We start from the raw sequence: 17517 nt of genomic DNA on the forward strand, positions 1-17517 counted from the left end.
CGAGCGGTCGTCGTCGCACCTCCCGCTGCGGAGGGGCGCCGGCGGCAAGCGGGGTGGTACCGCGGCACCGCCGGCCCCGGCGGGAGTCGTCCCCGCGGGCAGCAGCGACGTCGTCGAGGAGCACTCGTGTCCGAGGTCACGGACGAAGCACAGGAGCAGGCCCCCGAGCGGGGCGGCGGCCCCGCCGAGAACAGCGGTGCGAGCCCCCGCTTCCCGGAGATCGAGCGCGCCGTCCTCGACTCCTGGGCCGCCGACGGCACCTTCGCCGCCAGCGTGGACGCCCGGCGCGGCTCCGCCGCGGGGGAGTTCGTCTTCTACGACGGCCCGCCGTTCGCCAACGGCCTGCCCCACTACGGGCACCTGCTCACCGGGTACGTCAAGGACGTCGTGCCCCGCTACAAGACGATGCGCGGGTTCCAGGTGGAGCGCCGCTTCGGCTGGGACACCCACGGCCTGCCCGCCGAGGTCGAGGCCGAGCGCCAGCTCGGCATCACGCACAAGTCCGAGATCGAGTCCATGGGCATCGAGCGGTTCAACGACGCCTGCCGCACCTCCGTGCTGCGCTACACGCGCGAGTGGGAGGAGTACGTCACCCGGCAGGCGCGCTGGGTCGACTTCGAGCACGACTACAAGACCCTCGACACCGACTACATGGAGTCGGTGATGTGGGCGTTCAAGACCCTGCACGAGCGGGGCCTGGTCTACGAGGGCTTCCGCGTCCTGGCGTACTGCTGGCGCTGCGAGACGCCGCTGTCGAACTCCGAGACCCGCCTGGACGACGTCTACCGCAACCGGCAGGACCCGGCCGTCACCGTCGGGTACCCGCTGCTGGGCTCCGAGGCGCACCCGGAGCTCGCCGGTGTCCTCGCCCTGATCTGGACCACCACGCCGTGGACGCTGCCCAGCAACCTGGCGATGGCCGTGAACCCGGAGCTGGACTACGTCGTCGTCGACGGCGCGCCCGGCACCGAGCACGACGGCCGGCGCTTCCTGCTCGCCGAGGCGAGGCTGGGCCACTACGCCCGCGAGCTCGGCGAGGACGCCGCCGAGCGGATCAGCGCCCGCTACCGCGGCACCGACCTGCTCGGCGAGCGCTACCGCCCGCCGTTCGGGTACTTCGAGGGGCGCGAGAACGCCCACCGGGTGCTGGCGGCCGACTACGTCACCACCGACTCCGGCACCGGCGTCGTGCACATCGCCCCCGCCTTCGGCGAGGAGGACAAGCTCGTCACCGACGCCGCCGGCATCGTGCCCGTGGTGCCGGTGGACTCCCGCGGCCGGTTCACCGCCGAGGTCCCCGACTTCGCCGGCCAGCACGTCTTCGACGCCAACAAGCCCATCGCCCGCGCGCTGAAGGACGGCGTGCCCAGCGGGGCGCTGCTGCTGCGCCAGGAGACCTACGACCACCCGTACCCGCACTGCTGGCGCTGCGGCAACGCCCTGATCTACCGCGCCGTCTCCAGCTGGTTCGTGGCCGTCACGAAGATCCGCGACCGGATGGTCGAGCTCAACCAGGAGATCACCTGGGTGCCCGAGCACGTCAAGGAGGGCTCCTTCGGCAAGTGGCTGGCCGGCGCGCGCGACTGGTCCATCAGCCGCAACCGATACTGGGGCAGCCCCATCCCCGTGTGGGTCTCCGACGACCCGGCGTACCCGCGCACCGACGTGTACGGCTCCCTGGACGAGCTGGAACGCGACTTCGGCGTGCGCCCGGCCGACCTGCATCGCCCCCACGTCGACGAGCTCACCCGGCCCAACCCCGACGACCCGACCGGGAAGTCGACCATGCGCCGCGTCCCGGAGGTCCTGGACTGCTGGTTCGAGTCCGGGTCCATGCCGTTCGCGCAGGTGCACTACCCGTTCGAGAACACCGAGTGGTTCGAGAGCCACTACCCGGGCGACTTCATCGTGGAGTACATCGGGCAGACCCGCGGCTGGTTCTACACCCTGCACGTGCTGGCCACCGCCCTGTTCGACCGGCCCGCGTTCCGCACCTGCGTCTCCCACGGCATCCTGCTGGGCGACGACGGGCGCAAGATGAGCAAGTCGCTGCGCAACTACCCGGACGTGACCGAGGTCCTCGACCGCGACGGCTCCGACGCCATGCGCTGGTTCCTCATGAGCTCGCCCGTCCTGCGCGGCGGCAACCTCATCGTCACCGAGCAGGGCATCCGCGACTCGGTGCGCCAGGTGCTGCTGCCGCTGTGGAACACGTTCCAGTTCTTCCAGCTGTACTCCGGCACCTCCAGCCACACCCCGCGCTGGCGCACGAGCTCGCCGGACGTGCTGGACCGGTACGTGCTCGCCAAGCTGCACGACGCCGTGGCCGCGGTCACCGCGCAGCTCGACGAGCACGACATCGCCGGCGCCTGCGAGAGCGTGCGGCAGTTCCTCGACGTCCTCACCAACTGGTACGTGCGCCGCTCGCGCGCCGCGTTCTGGGACGGGGAGTCCGAGCGAGCCCGCGACGCCCTGGACACCCTGCACACCGTCCTGGAGACCACCGCGCGCATGCTCGCGCCGCTGCTGCCGCTCGTCAGCGAGCACGTGTGGCGCGCGCTCACCGGCGGGCGCTCCGTGCACCTGACCGACTGGCCGGACCCGGTGGACCTGCCCGCCGACGACGCGCTCGTGGCCGCGATGGACGCCGCGCGCTCGGCGTGCTCGTCGGCGCTCGCGCTGCGCAAGGCCGCCGGGCTGCGGGTGCGGCTGCCGCTGAACCGGCTGGAGGTCCTCGTGCCCGACCCCGCCGCGCTCGAGCCGTTCGGCAGGCTCGTCGCCGACGAGGTCAACGTCCGCGAGGTCGCCCTCGGGCACGTCGACCGCGCCGTCGAGTACGGCGTCAGCGCCAAGCTCACCGTCAACGCCCGCGCCGCCGGCCCGCGGCTGGGCAAGCAGGTGCAGCAGGCCATCAAGGCGTCGAAGTCCGGCGACTGGGAGGAGCGCCCCGACGGCACCGTGATCGCCGGGGGGATCGAGCTGCACGAGGGCGAGTACGAGCTGACCACCACCGTCGAGGGCGAGAACCCGGGCCTGGCCACCGCCGCCCTGGACGGCGGCGGGTTCGTCGTCCTGGACACCACCGTCACGCCCGAGCTGGCCGCCGAGGGCGTCGCCCGCGACGTCGTCCGCCTCGTGCAGCAGGCCCGCCGCGACGCCGGCCTGCACGTCAGCGACCGCATCCGGCTGACCGTGGCCGCGGACGGGCCCGTGTGGGAGGCGCTCGTCACCCACCAGAACCTCGTCGTCGACGAGACCCTGGCGCAGCAGTTCGGCTCCTCCGGGCAGGCCGAGGCCCTGCCCGCCGAGCGCGCCACCCTCGTGGCCTCCGTCGAGGGCCACGAGGTCCGCATCGCCGTCGAGAAGCTGGAGGAGCGGTGAGCGGCCCCCACCCGCGCTCCGAGCGGGCCCGCACCCCCGTCGACGACCCCCGCTACGCCGAGGTCGTCGCCTCGATCCTCGCGCGCAACCCCGAGCACCGCGTCCACCCCACCCTGGAGCGGGTGCGCGAGGCGTGCGGCCTGCTCGGCGACCCGCAGCGCGCCTACCGCGTCGTGCACGTCGCCGGCACCAACGGCAAGACGTCCACGGCGCGCATGGTCGAGCGCCTCGTGCGCGAGCACGACCTGCGCACCGGCCGGTTCACCAGCCCGCACCTCGTGGACGTCACCGAGCGCATCTCGATCGACGGCGAGCCGATCGACCGGGCCGCGTTCGTGCGCGCCTTCGACGACGTCGAGGCGGTCGTCGAGATCGTCGACGCCCGCGCCGCCGAGCGCGGTGACCCGCGCCTGAGCTTCTTCGAGGTCCTCACCCTCATGGCGTTCGCCGCGTTCGCCGACGCCCCCGTGGACGTCGCCGTGATCGAGACCGGCATGGGCGGCACGTGGGACACCACGAACGTCGTCGAGTCCGACGTCGCCGTCGTCACCCCGGTGTCGATGGACCACGAGGCGTGGCTGGGCTCCACCCTGGAGGAGATCGCCGCGCAGAAGGCCGGCATCGTCAAGCACGGCGCCACGTTCGTCATGGGCCCTCAGGAGGAGGAGGCCGCCGGCGTCCTGCTGGCGCGGGCCGCCGCCGAGCGCGTCACCGTGCTGCGCGAGGGCGCCGACTTCGCCGTGGAGTCCCGCTCCCTGGCCGTGGGCGGGCAGCTGGTCTCGCTGCGCACCCGCGGCGGCCTCTACACCGACGTCCTGCTGCCGCTGCACGGCGCCCACCAGGCGTCCAACGCGGCGGTGGCGCTCGCCGCCGCCGAGGCGCTGCTCGCGCTGCCCGGCGACACGCTGGTGCCCGGCCTGGTGGAGGCCGCGTTCACCGACGCGAGCTCCCCGGGGCGGATGGAGGTGCTGCGCACCTCCCCGCTGGTGCTGGTGGACGCCGCCCACAACCCCGCCGGGGCGCAGGCGCTGGCGGAGGCGGTCTCCGAAGCGTTCACCCTCACCCGGCTCGTCGGCGTCGTCGCGATCGCGGGGGACAAGGACGTCGACGGGTTCCTCGCCGCCCTCGAACCGGTCCTGGCCGAGGTGGTCGTCACCCGCACGTCCTCGACCCGCTCGCTGGAGCCGACCGAGCTCGCCGACGTCGCCGAGGGGGTCTTCGGCGAGGACCGCGTGCACGTCGCCGAGCGCCTCGACGAGGCCCTGGCGACCGCGGTGGACCTCGCCGAGTCCGAGGGCGGTCCCGGAGCGGGCGTCCTCGTCGCCGGTTCCGTCGTCCTCGCCGGGGACGCCCGGCTGCTGCTGGCCCGGGGAGGTGCGCGGTGAGGAACCCCAAGCGCGTCCTCGCGGCGTCCACGCTGGTCTCCGAGGCGCTGGTGGTCTTCTTCGCCACCCTCGCCGCCACCGCCCTGCACCGCGAGGAGCAGGCCCGCTACCTCGTCGCCGGCGGGGTGCTGGTGCTGCTGTGCGTGCTGTGCGCCGGGCTGCTGCGCTCGCGCGCCGGCTACGCCCTCGGCTGGGTGCTGCAGGTCGTCATCGTCGCCTCCGGGTTCGTGGTGCCCGAGGTGTTCCGCTGGACGATGGTCGTCATCGGGCTCGCCTTCGCCGGCATCTGGTGGGGGTGCCTGCACATCGGCGAGCGCGTGGAGCGCGAGCGCGAGCAGGTCGCGCGCGGGCTGGCGCGGCGGTCCGGTCCCGAGGGCTGAACGGACGGCTGGACCGACGGCGGGCCGCCGCCGGGTGGGGGAACCACCCGGCGGCGGCCCGCCGGCCGCGCTGCGCGGGTCAGGCGCGGTGCGGGGCGGGCTCGTCGTCCGTCCCCATCTCCTCCAGCTCGCGGCCCTTCGTCTCCGGCACCGCCTTCAGGACGAAGAAGAACGACAGCAGCGCGAACGTCGCGTACACGCCGTAGGCGAACGTCAGGCCCAGGTGCTCGGTCATCGGCGGGAACGTCGTGGAGATCGTGAAGTTCGCCAGCCACTGGGCGGCGGCGGCCACCGCCAGGGCGGCGGCGCGGATGCGGTTGGGGAACATCTCGCCCAGCAGGACCCACACGATCGGGCCCCAGGTGGCGCCGAAGCCGATGACGAAGAGGTTCGCGGCGACCACGGCGACCGGCCCCCAGGCGCCGGGCAGGCTGATGTCCTCGCCGGTGCCGACGGCCTGCGAGAAGGACACCGACATGACCGCGAGGGCGACGAACATGGTCGCGGAACCGGCGATCAGCAGCGGCTTGCGGCCGATCTTGTCGACGGTGGCGATGGCGATGAAGGTGACCACGACGTTGGTGACCGAGGTGATGGTGGAGGTGGTGAACGCGTCCTCGGACTCGAAGCCCACCGACCGCCACAGCGACGTGGAGTAGTAGAAGATCACGTTGATGCCGACCGCCTGCTGGAAGACCGAGAGCAGGATGCCGATCCACACGATCGGCTTCAGGCCCAGGCGCGGCCCGCGCAGGTCGCGCAGGCTGGGCTCGTCCTCGCGGTGCAGGCTGGTGCGGATCTCACCCACCTTGCGGCGCACCGCCTCGGCGCTGCGGGTGCCCAGCACCTCGCGCAGGACCTCGCCGGCCTTCTGGGTCTCGCCCTGGGCGACGAGGTAGCGGGGGGACTCCGGGATCTCCAGGGCGAGCAGGCCCCACACCACGGCCGGCACGATCTCGACGAGGAACATCCAGCGCCAGGCCTCCCAGCCCAGCCAGGTGGTCTCCGCGGCACCGCCCGCCGAGTTGGCGATGAACGCGTCGGTGAGCAGGGCGACGAAGATGCCGACCGTGATGGCCAGCTGCTGCAGCGAGCCCAGCCGGCCGCGGATGCGCGCGGGGGCCACCTCGGCGATGTAGGTGGGGGCGACGACCGAGGCCACGCCCACGCCGACGCCGCCGAGGGCGCGCCAGAGGATGAAGTCCACCACCCCGAAGGCGAAGGCGGAGCCGACGGCGCTGGCGGCGAACAGCACCGCGCCGATGATCATGACGATCTTGCGGCCGAACCGGTCGGCGAGGCCGCCGGCGAACCAGGCGCCCAGGGCCGCGCCGAGCAGGGCGCAGGAGACCGCGAAGCCCTTCAGGGTGGGGCTGAGGTCGAACTCACCGGCGACGGCGTCGACCGCGCCGTTGATGACGGCGGTGTCGAACCCGAAGAGGAAACCGCCGATGGCGGCCACCACGGAGATCAGCACCACCTTCGTCGTGGTGTTCGACTCCTCCTCGGCCTGCGGGTCTTCACCGGCGGTGGACATCCCGGGCTCCTCGTGCTCTGCGGCGTCGCGGACGACGGGCGCTCCGGTGCGGAGCCCGTCCCCGATGGTCCGCCCGTGATCCGCACCGCGCACGCCGGGGAGGGCTCAGGCGTCCTCGCCGCGGGCGGTCGCCAGGTCGTGCGCGGCCATGTCGACGGCCTCCTCCGCGCGCCGGGCGGCGTCCACCAGCCCGGCCAGCGCCGAGCCGTCGGGCACGCCCGCCGAGCGGGAGGCGTACGCCTTCGACAGGGCCCGCGCCTCGGCGGCCAGCTCGGCCAGCACCGCGGCGGCCTCCTCCCGCGCGGCGCGCAGGGCCTCCTCCTGCCCCCGCGTGTCCTCGCGGTCGCTGCGCAGCGCCACGCCGTCCTCCCGTCGTCGCCGGACCGGTGCCCCTCACCGGTGGGCCGCCATGGTGCCAGCAGGGGGATCGGTAGGGTGCGGGCCGTGGCCACGCAGACCGACGCCCAGCGCACCCTCGTCCTCGTCAAGCCGGACGGTGTCCGGCGCAGCCTGACCGGGGAGGTGCTGCGCCGCATCGAGGCCAAGGGCTACTCGATCGTGGCGCTGCAGATGCGCACCGCCGACCGCGATCTGCTCGCCGGGCACTACGCCGAGCACGAGGGCAAGCCCTTCTACGAGCCGCTGGTGGAGTTCATGTCCTCCGGCCCGGTCGTGGCGGCCGTCGTGGAGGGGCACCGCGCCATCGAGGGGTTCCGCTCCCTGGCCGGCACCACCGACCCCACGACCGCCGCCCCCGGCACGATCCGCGGCGACCTGGGGCGCGACTGGGGCCTGAAGGTGCAGCAGAACCTCGTGCACGGCTCCGACTCGGAGGAGTCCGCCGCCCGCGAGATCGGGCTGTGGTTCCCGAACCTCTGACGCGCCGATGAGCCCGGCGCCGCGCTGAGGTCTCCACGGGCGGGAGGGCCCGCCCGTGCCCCGACCCGCGAAGGAGACCGGCCGTGCGCATGATCTTCGTCAACCTGCCGGTGGGCGACCTGGGGGCCTCCGAGGCGTCCTTCGCCTCGCCCTGCTGCACGCGCCGGAGAAGTGGAGGGGCTTCCTGCACTCGGAGCCGGCGGCTCCGGGTGCGCGCCGGCGGTGGACTTCGGCTGGATGTACGGGGTGAGCTTCCGCGACCCGGACGGGCACGTGTGGGAGGTCAGCTGGATGGACGTCGAGGCCGCCCGCCGGGCCGGGGGCGTCGGCGCCTGAGCGGGGCGGTCCCCGCGGGCGGCGCCCCGTCGCCCCTGTCGACCCGTGCGGGCGCAGGCGTGCGCGTCTAGGGTTCCCGGCGTCGCCGCGAGGGCGCGGCGGCGCCCCGAGGGCGCGGCGGCGCCCCGAGCGCCTGCGAGGAGGACCCGATGGCCACCGAGTTCCCGACCGCCCGCACCGCCGTCGTCACCGGAGGGGGCTCGCCGCGCGGCATCGGGCGGGCCCTCGCGCACCGCCTGGCGCGCGGCGGCTGGTCCGTCGCCGTCCTCGACCTCGACGGCGCGGCCGCGCGCACCGTCGCCGGGGAGCTGGAGCAGGAGGGGGCCGCGGCGATCGGCGTGCAGGTCGACGTCGCCGACCCGGCGTCGGTGGAGGCGGCCGCCGCCGCGGTCGAGCGCGACCTGCCGCCCGTCGTCGGGCTGGTGAACCTGGCGGGCGTCAGCTCGCCGACCCCGTTCCTGGACACCACCCCCGAGGAGTGGGACCGCGTCATGGCCGTCAACGCGCGCGGCACGTTCCTCGTCACGCAGCGGTTCGTGCGGGGCATGGTCGAGCGCGGCCTGGGGCGCGTGGTGAGCGCCTCCTCGGTCTCCGCCCAGCGCGGCGGCGGCACCTACTCCAAGGTCGCCTACAGCGCCTCCAAGGCGGCGATCATCGGCCTCACGCGGGCCCTGGCCCGGGAAGTCAGCCCGCTGGGCGTGACGGTGAACTGCGTCGCCCCGGGACCGGTGGACACCGACATCATGGGCGGGCCGCTCACCGACGAGCGGCGGGCGGCGATGGCCGCCGACGCCCTGGTGGGACGGGTCGGCACCGTCGACGACGTGGCCGCGCTGGTGGAGTTCCTGCTCGGCCCGGACGCCGGGTACGTCACCGCCGCCACCTACGACGTCAACGGCGGCCTGCAGATCTCCTGAGGCGGTGCCGAATCCTCCCCTTCCCGCACCGCCCCTCCTGCCGCGGAAACCATGGTTTCCGCCCCGCAGAGGGTCCTTCGAAGGGCGGAAACCATGGTTTCCGCGGCAGGAGGGGTCAGCGGGAGGCGGCGTACGCGGCCCAGGCGGCCTCGACGGCGGTCAGGGCCGTCTCGTCCTGCAGGGAGGTGACGTCCCCGCCGCCGCGGCCGGCCGTCACGTCCGCCACCAGCCGGCGCATGATCTTCCCCGAGCGGGTCTTCGGCAGGTCGGGGACCACGACCACGTCGCGGGGCTTGGCGACCGGGCCGATCGCCTCGGCGACGTGCGCGCGCAGCTCCTCGGCCAGCGCCGCGTCGGAGGTGCCCGCCGCGTCGCCGCGGGTGATGACGAACGCGACGATCCGCTGCCCCGTCGTCTCGTCGGGAGCGCCGACGACCGCGGCCTCGGCCACCCGCGGGTGGGACACCAGCGCCGACTCCAGCTCGATGCTGGACAGCCGGTGCCCGGAGACGTTGAGGACGTCGTCGATGCGCCCGCCGATCCAGACGTACCCGTCGGCGTCCTTCGTCGCCGCGTCGCCGGCCAGGTACCAGCCCTGCTGCGCGTACGGCTCCCAGTAGGACTTCACGAACCGCTCGTGGTCGCGCCACACGGTGCGGGCCATGCCCGGCCACGGGCGGGTGATGACGAGGACGCCGGTCTCGCCGGGGGCCGTCTCGCGGCCGGCGTCGTCGACGACGGTGGCGGCCAGGCCCGGCAGCGGGACGGTGCCCGAGCCGGGCTTGAGCGGGGTCACCCCGGGCAGGGGAGCGACCACCGCCGCGCCCGTCTCCGACTGCCACCAGGTGTCCACGATCGGGCAGCGGCCGCCACCCACTTCGCGGTGCAGCCACAGCCACGCCTCGGGGTTGATGGCCTCGCCCACCGAGCCCAGCAGCCGCAGCGAGGACAGGTCGAAGCGGGCGGGCAGCTCCGGGCCGTGCTTCATGAACGTGCGCACCAGCGTGGGGGCAGTGTAGTAGGTGGTCACCCGGTGCTTCTCGATGATCTCGAAGTGCCGGCCCGGGTGCGGGGTCAGCGGGGAGCCCTCGTAGATGACCTGGGTGGTGCCGTTCGACAGCGGCCCGTACATCTCGTAGGTGTGCGCCGTCACCCACGCCAGGTCCGCCTGGCACCAGTAGACGTCGTCGTCCTTGACGTCGAACACCGCCCAGTGCGACCAGGACGCGTGGGTGAGGTAGCCGCCGCTGGTGTGCACCAGGCCCTTCGGCTTACCCGTCGTGCCGGAGGTGTAGATGATGAACAGCGGGTTCTCGGCGTCGAAGGACGGCGCGGCGTGCTCGGTGCTCTGCCGGTCCACGACGTCGTGCCACCACACGTCCCGGCCCGGCGTCCACGGCACGTCCGGCGTCAGGTCCCCGGTGCGCCGCAGCACCAGCACGTGCTCGACGTGGTCCAGGCCCTCCACCGCGGCGTCCGCGGCGCCCTTGACGGCCACCGCCTTCCCGCGGCGGAACTGCCCGTCGGTGCACACCAGCAGCTTCGCCCCGGTGTCCTGGACCCGGAACCGCAGCGCCTCGGCGGAGAAACCCCCGAACACCAGCGACACGACCGCGCCGATGCGCGCGCACGCCATCGTCGTCACGATCGTCTCCGGCAGCACCGGCAGGTACAGCACGACCCGGTCGCCGTGGCCGACGCCCAGCTCCTGCAGGGCGTTCGCCGCCCGGCACACCTCGTCCTGCAGCTGGGCGTAGGTGGTGGTGCGCGAGTCGCCGGGTTCACCCTCCCAGTGCAGGGCCACCTTCTCCCCGCGCCCGGCGGCGACGTGCCGGTCCACGCAGTTCACCGCCACGTTCAGCTTCCCGCCGGTGAACCACTGCGCCGTCGGCAGCGTCGAGCCGTCGAAGACGGTGGTGAAGGGCTCGTCCCACTGCAGCCGGCCGGCCTGCTCGGCCCAGAACGCCTCCGGGTCCGCCGCGGCGCGCGCGTACTCCTCCGCGCCCACGTTGGCGCGGGCGGCGAACTCGAGCGGCGGGGGGAAGACCAGGTCGTCGCCGGCGGTGACGGGGACGGTGCTCATGCGGGCGGGGCCTCCCGGGGTCGTGGGTCGGGCCGCCAGCGTATCCGCGCCGGGCGGGTGGGCCGGGGCCCAGCGCGGCTCCCCGTGCCGGCCCGGCCGGTGCCGTACCCTGGCCGAACCATCCAGAGCGGCCGAGAGACCTGGCTCGACGACGCCGCAGCAACCCCCGCGCGGAGGGTGCTCACGCCAGGACCGATGGGGGAGGCACGGCATGAGCACCAGCACGCCCGCCGCGGACGGCGGGGCGGCGTCCGAGGACGCGCGCCGCGAGGCCGCCGCCTGGGCCACCTGGCAGGAGTCCCCGTGGGGGCGGCTGCGCTACCGGGTGCTGGCGGCGCTGCTGCGCGAGCGGTGCGCGCGGCTGGGCCCGGCGCCGCTGCGGGTGCTGGACGCCGGTGGCGGCGACGGGCGCGATGCGCTGCAGCTGGCCCTGGCCGGCCACGAGGTGACGGTGCTGGACACCTCCGCGGACGTGCTGGGGGCGGCGCGCGCCGCGGCGGCGGCCGCCGGGGTCGGCGATCGGGTGCGCACCGTGGCGGCGGACCTGGAGGACCTCACCGCCCTGGCCGCGCTGACCCGGCACCGCGCCGGCGGATCCGGGTCGTTCGACGTGGTGCTGTGCCACGACGTGCTGCAGCACCGCGGCAGCCTCGCGCAGGTCGGCGCCGACGTGGCGGTGCTGGCGTCCTCCCTGCGCCCCGGCGGGCTGCTGTCGCTGATGGCGCCGAACCCGGCCGCCGACGTGCTGACCGCGGCGCTGCGCGACGGCCCGGCGCAGGCGTGGGTGCTGCTGGACGCCGAGCGCGGTGCGGACCCCGGCACCGGCCGCTCGGTGCTGCGCCTGGACCCCGCCGTCGTCGAGGCGGCCGCGGTGGACGCCGGGTGCGAGGTCGACGGCCGTGCCGGGGTGCTGACGGTGACGACGCTGCTGGAGGAGGCGCAGCGCACCGACGAGCGCGTCGTGGCGGACCTGGAGGAGCTGGAGGTGGAGCTCGGCCGGCGCGAGGAGTTCCGGCGCACCGCCCGGTTCTGGCACCTGGTGGCCCGCCGCCGCTGACGGGCACCTCGCACACGAGCCGGCTGCCGGTGCCGGTGGTGCGGCGGGTCAGCGGTGGTGCCCCAGGACGAACGTGCGGATGGCGGTGACCGCCGCGCCGCGCGCCCACTCGGGGAAACCCGTGTGCTGCACGTCGACGTCCAGCTCGGAGGCGTGCGGGTTGCGGTGCGCGCGGATCCCCGACTCCATCGCCTCGGCACCCACCTCCGCCAGCCCGGCGTTCTCCCCGGACACCAGCACCTTGCGCGGCATCGTCAGGTTCCCGATCGCCGCCAGCAGGACGCCCAGCGCCCGGGCGGAGTCGTCGACCACCCGGCGCGCCAGCGGCTCGCCGGCCGCGGCCAGGGCCAGCACCTCGTCGAACGCGACCGGTCGGCGCAGCGCCAGCCCGGCGCGCACCTCGACGGCTTCCCGGGTGAGCATCGCCTCCGCGCAGCCGGTGTGCCCGTCCGGGCAGAGGGGACCGGTGGGGTCCAGCGGGAAGTGCCCCAGCAGGCCCACCCCGGCGTCCGGGTGGTCCAGCACCTCGTCGTGCACGACGAGCCCGTACCCCACACCCGTGCCGACCACCACGACCGCGAAGTGGTCGCAGCGCCGGGCCGTGCCGAACCACTGCTCCGCGCGGGTCAGCGAGAGCACGTCGTTGTCGACGACCACCGGCAGGCCCAGCTCCGCCTCCAGGGCCCGCCCGAACGGCACGGACTCCCACCCCAGGTACCGGGCGGAGAGCACCTCCCCGTCCCGCGCGACCCGGCCGCCCAGGCCGACGCCGACGGCGCGCACCCGCGCACGTCCGGCGCCGGGGGAAGCCGCCAGGGAGCGCACCAGGTCGCCGACGACGGCGACGCAGGCGGCGGGGGAGCGGTCCGGCAGCGGCGCCTGCAGCTCCGCCACGACGCGGGCCCGCAGGGTCGTCAGGACGGCGTAGGCGGTGTCGGCGGTGAGCTTGACCCCGACGAAGTGGTGGCCGTCCTCCTCCACGTCCAGCGGGCGGGTCGGCCGCCCGGAGACCGGGTCGCACACCCCGGTGGTCTCCACGAGCAGGCCGGAGTCCAGCAGTGGCCGGGACAGCCGGGTCAGGCTGCCGGGGGACAGCTCCAGGCGGCGCGCCAGCTCGCTGCGCGGCAGCGGGCCGTCGAGCAGGACCTCCAGGGCGATGCTGTGGGCGGGACCGGTCAGCGGGGTCCAGGCCGTGCCCGGCCGCGCCGGGGCCGTCAGGCTCACGGGGCCTCCTCGGTGAGGGTCGTCCACCCGGGGGTGGTGCGCTGCCCGCACGCTACCCGAGTTCCGCGACGGAAGCGTGAAAGCGCTCGCACCCGCGAGGGGAAGGGTTTTCTCCGCCGTGAGTCACCGTTGACGTCACCCAGAGTTCTGCCGTACAACTCTGCCACCGCACGATCCCGACCACGACGACGTGATCCCCGGAGATGCCGTGACCCTGCTCCAGCACGAGAACCCCACCGCCGCCCGGGCCGCCGGCCCCGGGGAGGTGCTGCACCTGCGGGCGGCGGGCGTGAGCGTCGTCCTGCGCACGCACGCCGACCAGCTCCCCTCCGTCGTGCACTGGGGCGCCGACCTCGGCGACCTCGAGCCCGCCCTGCTCGACGACCTCGCCGCCGCCGGTGCCACCGCCCGCGCCAACAACGCCGTCGACGTCGAACGCCCCCTGGCGCTGCTGCCCGAGCAGGCCCAGGGCTGGAGCGGCACCCCCGGCCTCGCCGGCCACCGCGACGGCACCGCCTGGACCACCCGCTTCACCCCCACCGCGGTCGAGGTCACCGACGGCGGACCGCTCGGCGGGCGCGTCGAGGTCCGCGCCGAGGACCCCGCCGCCGCGCTCGCGGTGCACCTGCAGCTGGAGCTGCTGCCCTCCGGCCTGCTGCGCCACCGCGCGCACCTGACCAACACCGGTGCCGGCACCTACGAGGTCGGCTCCCTCGCGCTCGCGCTGCCCGTGCCGCCCGTGGCGACCGAGCTGCTCGACATGGCGGGCCGCTGGGGCAAGGAACGGGTGCCGCAGCGCCTGCCCCTCGTCGTCGGCACGCACGCCCGCGAGAACCGCCGCGGCCGCACGGGCCCCGACGCCCCGCTCGTCCTGGCGGCCGGCACCGCCGGTTTCGGGTTCCGCACCGGGGAGGTCTGGGCCCAGCACGTCGCCTTCAGCGGCAACCACCGCGCCCTCGCCGAGCGCCAGCACACCGGCGCCGCCGTCCTGAGCGGCGGCGAGCTGCTGCTGCCCGGGGAGGTGCGCCTGGCCACGGGGGAGGGGTACGGCACCCCGTGGGTGTACGCGGCCCACTCCGAGCACGGGCTCGACGGGATCGCCGCCCGTTTCCACACCCACCTGCGCTCGCGGCCGCACCACCCCGCGAGCCCGCGCCCGGTCATCGCCAACACCTGGGAGGCGGTGTACTTCGACCACGACCTCGGCCGCCTCACCGAGCTGGCCCGGGCGGCCGCCGAGGTCGGCGCCGAGCGGTACGTGCTCGACGACGGCTGGTTCCGGCACCGCCGCGACGACACCGCCGGCCTGGGCGACTGGTACGTCGACGAGGACGTCTGGCCCGACGGGCTCACCCCGCTCATCGACGTCGTCACCGGCCTGGGGATGCAGTTCGGGCTGTGGGTGGAACCGGAGATGGTCAACCCCGACTCCGACCTGGCCCGCGCCCACCCGGACTGGATCCTGCGCCCCGGCGAGGACGTCCTGCCCCCCGCGTCGCGCCAGCAGCAGGTACTGGACCTGGGGAACCCCGGTGCCTACGCGTACCTGCTGGAGCGACTGGACGCCCTGCTCACCGAGAACGACATCGCCTACCTGAAGTGGGACCACAACCGGGACCTGCTCGAAGCCGGTTCCGGGCCCGGCCGCCGGCCCGGTGTCCACGCGCAGACCCTCGCCGCGTACCGGCTCATGGACGAGCTGCGCGAGCGCCACCCCGGGGTGGAGATCGAGTCCTGCTCCTCCGGCGGCCTGCGCGTCGACCTGGAGGTCCTGGAGCACACCGACCGCGTGTGGGGCAGCGACTGCATCGACCCCCTGGAGCGCCAGCAGATCCAGCGGTGGACCACGCAGCTGCTGGCACCCGAGCTCATCGGCTCGCACGTCGGCGCCTCCCCGTCCCACACCACGCACCGCAGCAGCGACCTGTCCTTCCGCGCCGGCACCGCGCTGTTCGCCTCCTTCGGCATCGAGACCGACCTGACGCGGATGGACCCCGCCGAGCGCGCGGAGCTCGCCCGGTGGGTCGCCCTCTACAAGGAGCTGCGGCCGCTGCTGCACACCGGGACCGTCGTGCGCGCCGACCCGCACGACGAGTCGTCCGCCGTGCACGGCGTCGTGGCCGCCGACGGCGCCGACGGCCTGTTCGCGGTGGTGCAGCTGAGCACCCCCGACACCAGCGTGCCCGGACGGGTCCGCCTGCCCGGCCTCGAGGCGGACGCGACCTACCACGTCGCCCCTCAGCCGCCGGGCGACACCCCGGCGGTGCAGGGCGGGGACGTCCTGCCGTGGACCGCGGGAGGCGGCATCAGGATGAGCGGCCGGGCGCTGGCCGCGGTGGGCGTGACGACCTGCCTCCTGCAGCCGCAGCAGCTCCTCCTCCTGCGCACCCGGAAGGTCTGACGCCATGGCGCTCACGAGCAGAGCCGCTCGCACCCGCAGCTCGCTCCGGCCCAGCCTGCAGGTCCACGGCTACCGCCCGGACAGCAACGGGACCCGCCGCGAACGCCTCACGGCCCTGGCGTTCGTCCTGCCGGCGCTGCTGGGGTTCAGCGTCTTCTACTTCTGGCCCACCCTGCGGGGCTTCTACTACAGCTTCACCGACTTCGACGTCTTCAACCGCCCCACCTGGGTGGGCCTGGACAACTACGCCGCGATCCTGGACGACCCCACGTTCTGGAACGCGATGAAGGTGACGGTGCAGTACGTCGTCATCAACATCGGCACGCAGACCGTCCTGGCGCTGCTGCTGGCCGTCCTGCTGCACCGGCTGACCCGCTCGGTCCTCGTCCGCAGCGTCATCGTGCTGCCGTACCTCATCTCCAACGTGGTCGTCGCGCTGGTGTTCTACTGGATGCTCGACGCCCAGATCGGCATCACGAACCAGTTCCTCACCTGGATCGGCCTCGACGCCATCCCGTTCTTCGGCAGCCAGGACTGGGCCATCCCGACGATCGCCCTGGTGAACACCTGGCGGCACCTGGGGTACACGGCGCTGCTGATCTTCGCCGGTCTGCTGATGATCCCCGACCACGTGTACGAGGCCGGCCGGGTGGACGGCGCCTCGGAGTGGAAGATGTTCTGGCGCATCACGCTGCCGCTGCTGCGGCCGATCCTGGCGCTGGTGCTCGTCATCACGGTCGTCGGCTCGTTCCAGGCGTTCGACACCGTCGCCGTCACCACCGCCGGCGGCCCCGCCGACGCCACCAAGGTCATCCAGTACTACATCTTCGACCTGGCCTTCCAGCGCTACCAGTTCGGGTACGCGTCGGCGGTCTCGGTCGTCCTGTTCCTCATCCTCGCGGCCGTCGCCTTCGTCCAGTTGCGGCTGATGCGGGCGAACCAGTCCGACGTCGCCTGAGCGCGACCCGCAGCGAACGATCCCCAGGAGGCGACGTGGCCACCGCAGTGACGACGTTCGACGAGGCCGCCGCGGTCTCGCGGACCAGCAGGAACCGCCGGGGCAGGCCCGGGGCCGGGCGGGTCCTCGCCTGGACCGCGCTGGTCCTCATCGTGCTCGTGACCCTCTTCCCGTTCTACTGGATGCTGCGCACCGCGTTCTCCAACGGCGCGTACCTCGCCACCCAGCCGTCGAACCTGCTGCCCGTCGAGCCGACCCTCGGCGCCTTCGAGCGGGTCCTGGGGCTGGCGAGCACCGAGGAGGCGCAGGCCCAGGCCGGCTCCGGCGCCTCGGTGAACATCGGCCGGTACCTGCTGAACTCCGTGGTCGTGGCGACCCTCATCACCGCCGGGCAGGTGTTCTTCGGTGCGCTGGCGGCGTACGCCTTCTCCCGGCTGCGCTGGCCCGGGCGCGACGCGGTGTTCTTCCTCTTCCTCACCGCCCTGATGGTCCCGCCGATCTTCACGCAGCTGCCGAACTTCCTTCTCATGCGGGACCTCGGCATCCTCAACACCTACGCCGCGATCGTCCTGCCGTTCTTCTTCATGACGCCGTTCGCCATCTTCTTCCTGCGGCAGTTCTTCCTCGGCATCCCGCACGAGGTGGAGGAGGCGGCGCGTCTCGACGGCGCCGGTGCCGTGCGCAGGTTCTTCACCGTGATCCTGCCCATGGCGTCCGGGCCGCTGGTGACCCTGACGATCCTGCAGTACATCCAGGCGTGGGGCGAGTACTTCTGGCCGCTGCTCGTCGCCAGCGACCCCGACGTCCGCGTGCTCACCGTCGGTCTGGGCGTCTTCCGCGCCCAGACCCCGCAGGGCTCGCCCGACTGGGCGGGGCTGATGGCCGCCACGCTGCTCGCCGCCCTGCCGATCATCGTCCTGTTCGCGATCTTCAGCCGGAAGGTCGTCAACTCCATCGGCTTCTCCGGCATCAAGTGAGG

The 17517-nt window shown here is 74.1% G+C and carries 13 protein-coding genes and 1 riboswitch; of the genes, 9 read left to right on the forward strand and 4 right to left on the reverse strand.

Features of this window, described 5'->3' with window-relative positions; genetic code table 11:
* The first annotated feature begins 126 nt into the window (after positions 1–126).
* Genes ileS through V9U69_RS01070 form a run of 3 tightly spaced genes read left to right on the forward strand, consistent with a single transcriptional unit; the run spans position 127 to position 5146 of the window.
* Positions 127–3381 (forward strand): isoleucine--tRNA ligase, encoded by a 3255-nt coding sequence (gene ileS / locus V9U69_RS01060; RefSeq protein ID WP_337059433.1) that lies wholly within the window; start codon positions 127–129, stop codon positions 3379–3381.
* Positions 3378–4766 (forward strand): bifunctional folylpolyglutamate synthase/dihydrofolate synthase, encoded by a 1389-nt coding sequence (locus tag V9U69_RS01065; RefSeq protein WP_337059434.1) that lies wholly within the window; start codon positions 3378–3380, stop codon positions 4764–4766. The genes ileS and V9U69_RS01065 overlap by 4 nt, the downstream gene beginning before the upstream one ends.
* Positions 4763–5146, forward strand: a complete 384-nt coding sequence (locus V9U69_RS01070; RefSeq protein WP_337059435.1) for a DUF4233 domain-containing protein — start codon at positions 4763–4765, stop codon at positions 5144–5146. The genes V9U69_RS01065 and V9U69_RS01070 overlap by 4 nt, the downstream gene beginning before the upstream one ends.
* Positions 5147–5225: 79 nt before the next feature.
* Here V9U69_RS01070 and V9U69_RS01075 read toward each other — a convergent pair whose 3' ends face one another.
* Both V9U69_RS01075 and V9U69_RS01080 read right to left on the reverse strand, forming a co-directional pair.
* Positions 5226–6683 carry a sugar porter family MFS transporter gene (locus V9U69_RS01075; RefSeq protein ID WP_337059436.1) on the reverse strand — a complete coding sequence of 486 codons (1458 nt, stop codon included), beginning with the start codon at positions 6681–6683 and terminating at the stop codon, positions 5226–5228.
* Positions 6684–6788: 105 nt separating this feature from the next.
* The gene (locus V9U69_RS01080; protein WP_337059437.1) at positions 6789–7043 is read right to left on the reverse strand and encodes a hypothetical protein; all 255 of its coding nucleotides are present in this window, start codon (positions 7041–7043) and stop codon (positions 6789–6791) included.
* Positions 7044–7127: 84 nt separating this feature from the next.
* Between V9U69_RS01080 and ndk the strand changes: the two genes are divergently transcribed.
* Together ndk and V9U69_RS01090 are read left to right on the forward strand one after the other, a co-directional pair.
* Positions 7128–7562, forward strand: a complete 435-nt coding sequence (ndk, locus tag V9U69_RS01085; RefSeq protein WP_337059438.1) for a nucleoside-diphosphate kinase — start codon at positions 7128–7130, stop codon at positions 7560–7562.
* A gap of 485 nt (positions 7563–8047) precedes the next feature.
* The gene (locus tag V9U69_RS01090; protein ID WP_337059439.1) at positions 8048–8815 is read left to right on the forward strand and encodes an SDR family NAD(P)-dependent oxidoreductase; all 768 of its coding nucleotides are present in this window, start codon (positions 8048–8050) and stop codon (positions 8813–8815) included.
* Positions 8816–8930: 115 nt separating this feature from the next.
* Here V9U69_RS01090 and acs read toward each other — a convergent pair whose 3' ends face one another.
* On the reverse strand, positions 8931–10898 hold the full coding sequence (gene acs, locus V9U69_RS01095) for an acetate--CoA ligase (RefSeq protein WP_337059440.1): 1968 nt from the start codon (positions 10896–10898) through the stop codon (positions 8931–8933).
* Between the two features lie 115 nt (positions 10899–11013).
* Positions 11014–11100: riboswitch (SAM riboswitch) on the forward strand.
* A 9-nt stretch (positions 11101–11109) separates the two neighbouring features.
* Between acs and V9U69_RS01100 the strand changes: the two genes are divergently transcribed.
* The gene (locus tag V9U69_RS01100) at positions 11110–11955 is read left to right on the forward strand and encodes a class I SAM-dependent methyltransferase (RefSeq protein WP_337059441.1); all 846 of its coding nucleotides are present in this window, start codon (positions 11110–11112) and stop codon (positions 11953–11955) included.
* Between the two features lie 48 nt (positions 11956–12003).
* Here V9U69_RS01100 and V9U69_RS01105 read toward each other — a convergent pair whose 3' ends face one another.
* Positions 12004–13179 (reverse strand): ROK family transcriptional regulator, encoded by a 1176-nt coding sequence (locus tag V9U69_RS01105; RefSeq protein WP_337059442.1) that lies wholly within the window; start codon positions 13177–13179, stop codon positions 12004–12006.
* Positions 13180–13387: 208 nt separating this feature from the next.
* On the opposite strand from V9U69_RS01105, the gene V9U69_RS01110 reads away from it, so the two are divergent.
* The 3 genes from V9U69_RS01110 to V9U69_RS01120 are packed head-to-tail and all read left to right on the forward strand — an operon-like array spanning position 13388 to position 17515.
* Entirely contained in the window at positions 13388–15580 is a 2193-nt protein-coding gene (locus tag V9U69_RS01110) for an alpha-galactosidase (protein WP_337059443.1), read from the forward strand.
* 4 nt (positions 15581–15584) lie between these two features.
* Positions 15585–16538 carry a carbohydrate ABC transporter permease gene (locus tag V9U69_RS01115; protein WP_337059444.1) on the forward strand — a complete coding sequence of 318 codons (954 nt, stop codon included), beginning with the start codon at positions 15585–15587 and terminating at the stop codon, positions 16536–16538.
* A 35-nt stretch (positions 16539–16573) separates the two neighbouring features.
* Positions 16574–17515, forward strand: coding sequence for a carbohydrate ABC transporter permease (locus tag V9U69_RS01120; protein WP_337059445.1), 942 nt, complete (start codon positions 16574–16576; stop codon positions 17513–17515).
* The last annotated feature ends 2 nt before the right edge of the window (positions 17516–17517 follow it).

It is taken from the genome of Kineococcus sp. G2, assembly GCF_037154035.1.
Classification (GTDB): domain Bacteria; phylum Actinomycetota; class Actinomycetes; order Actinomycetales; family Kineococcaceae; genus Kineococcus.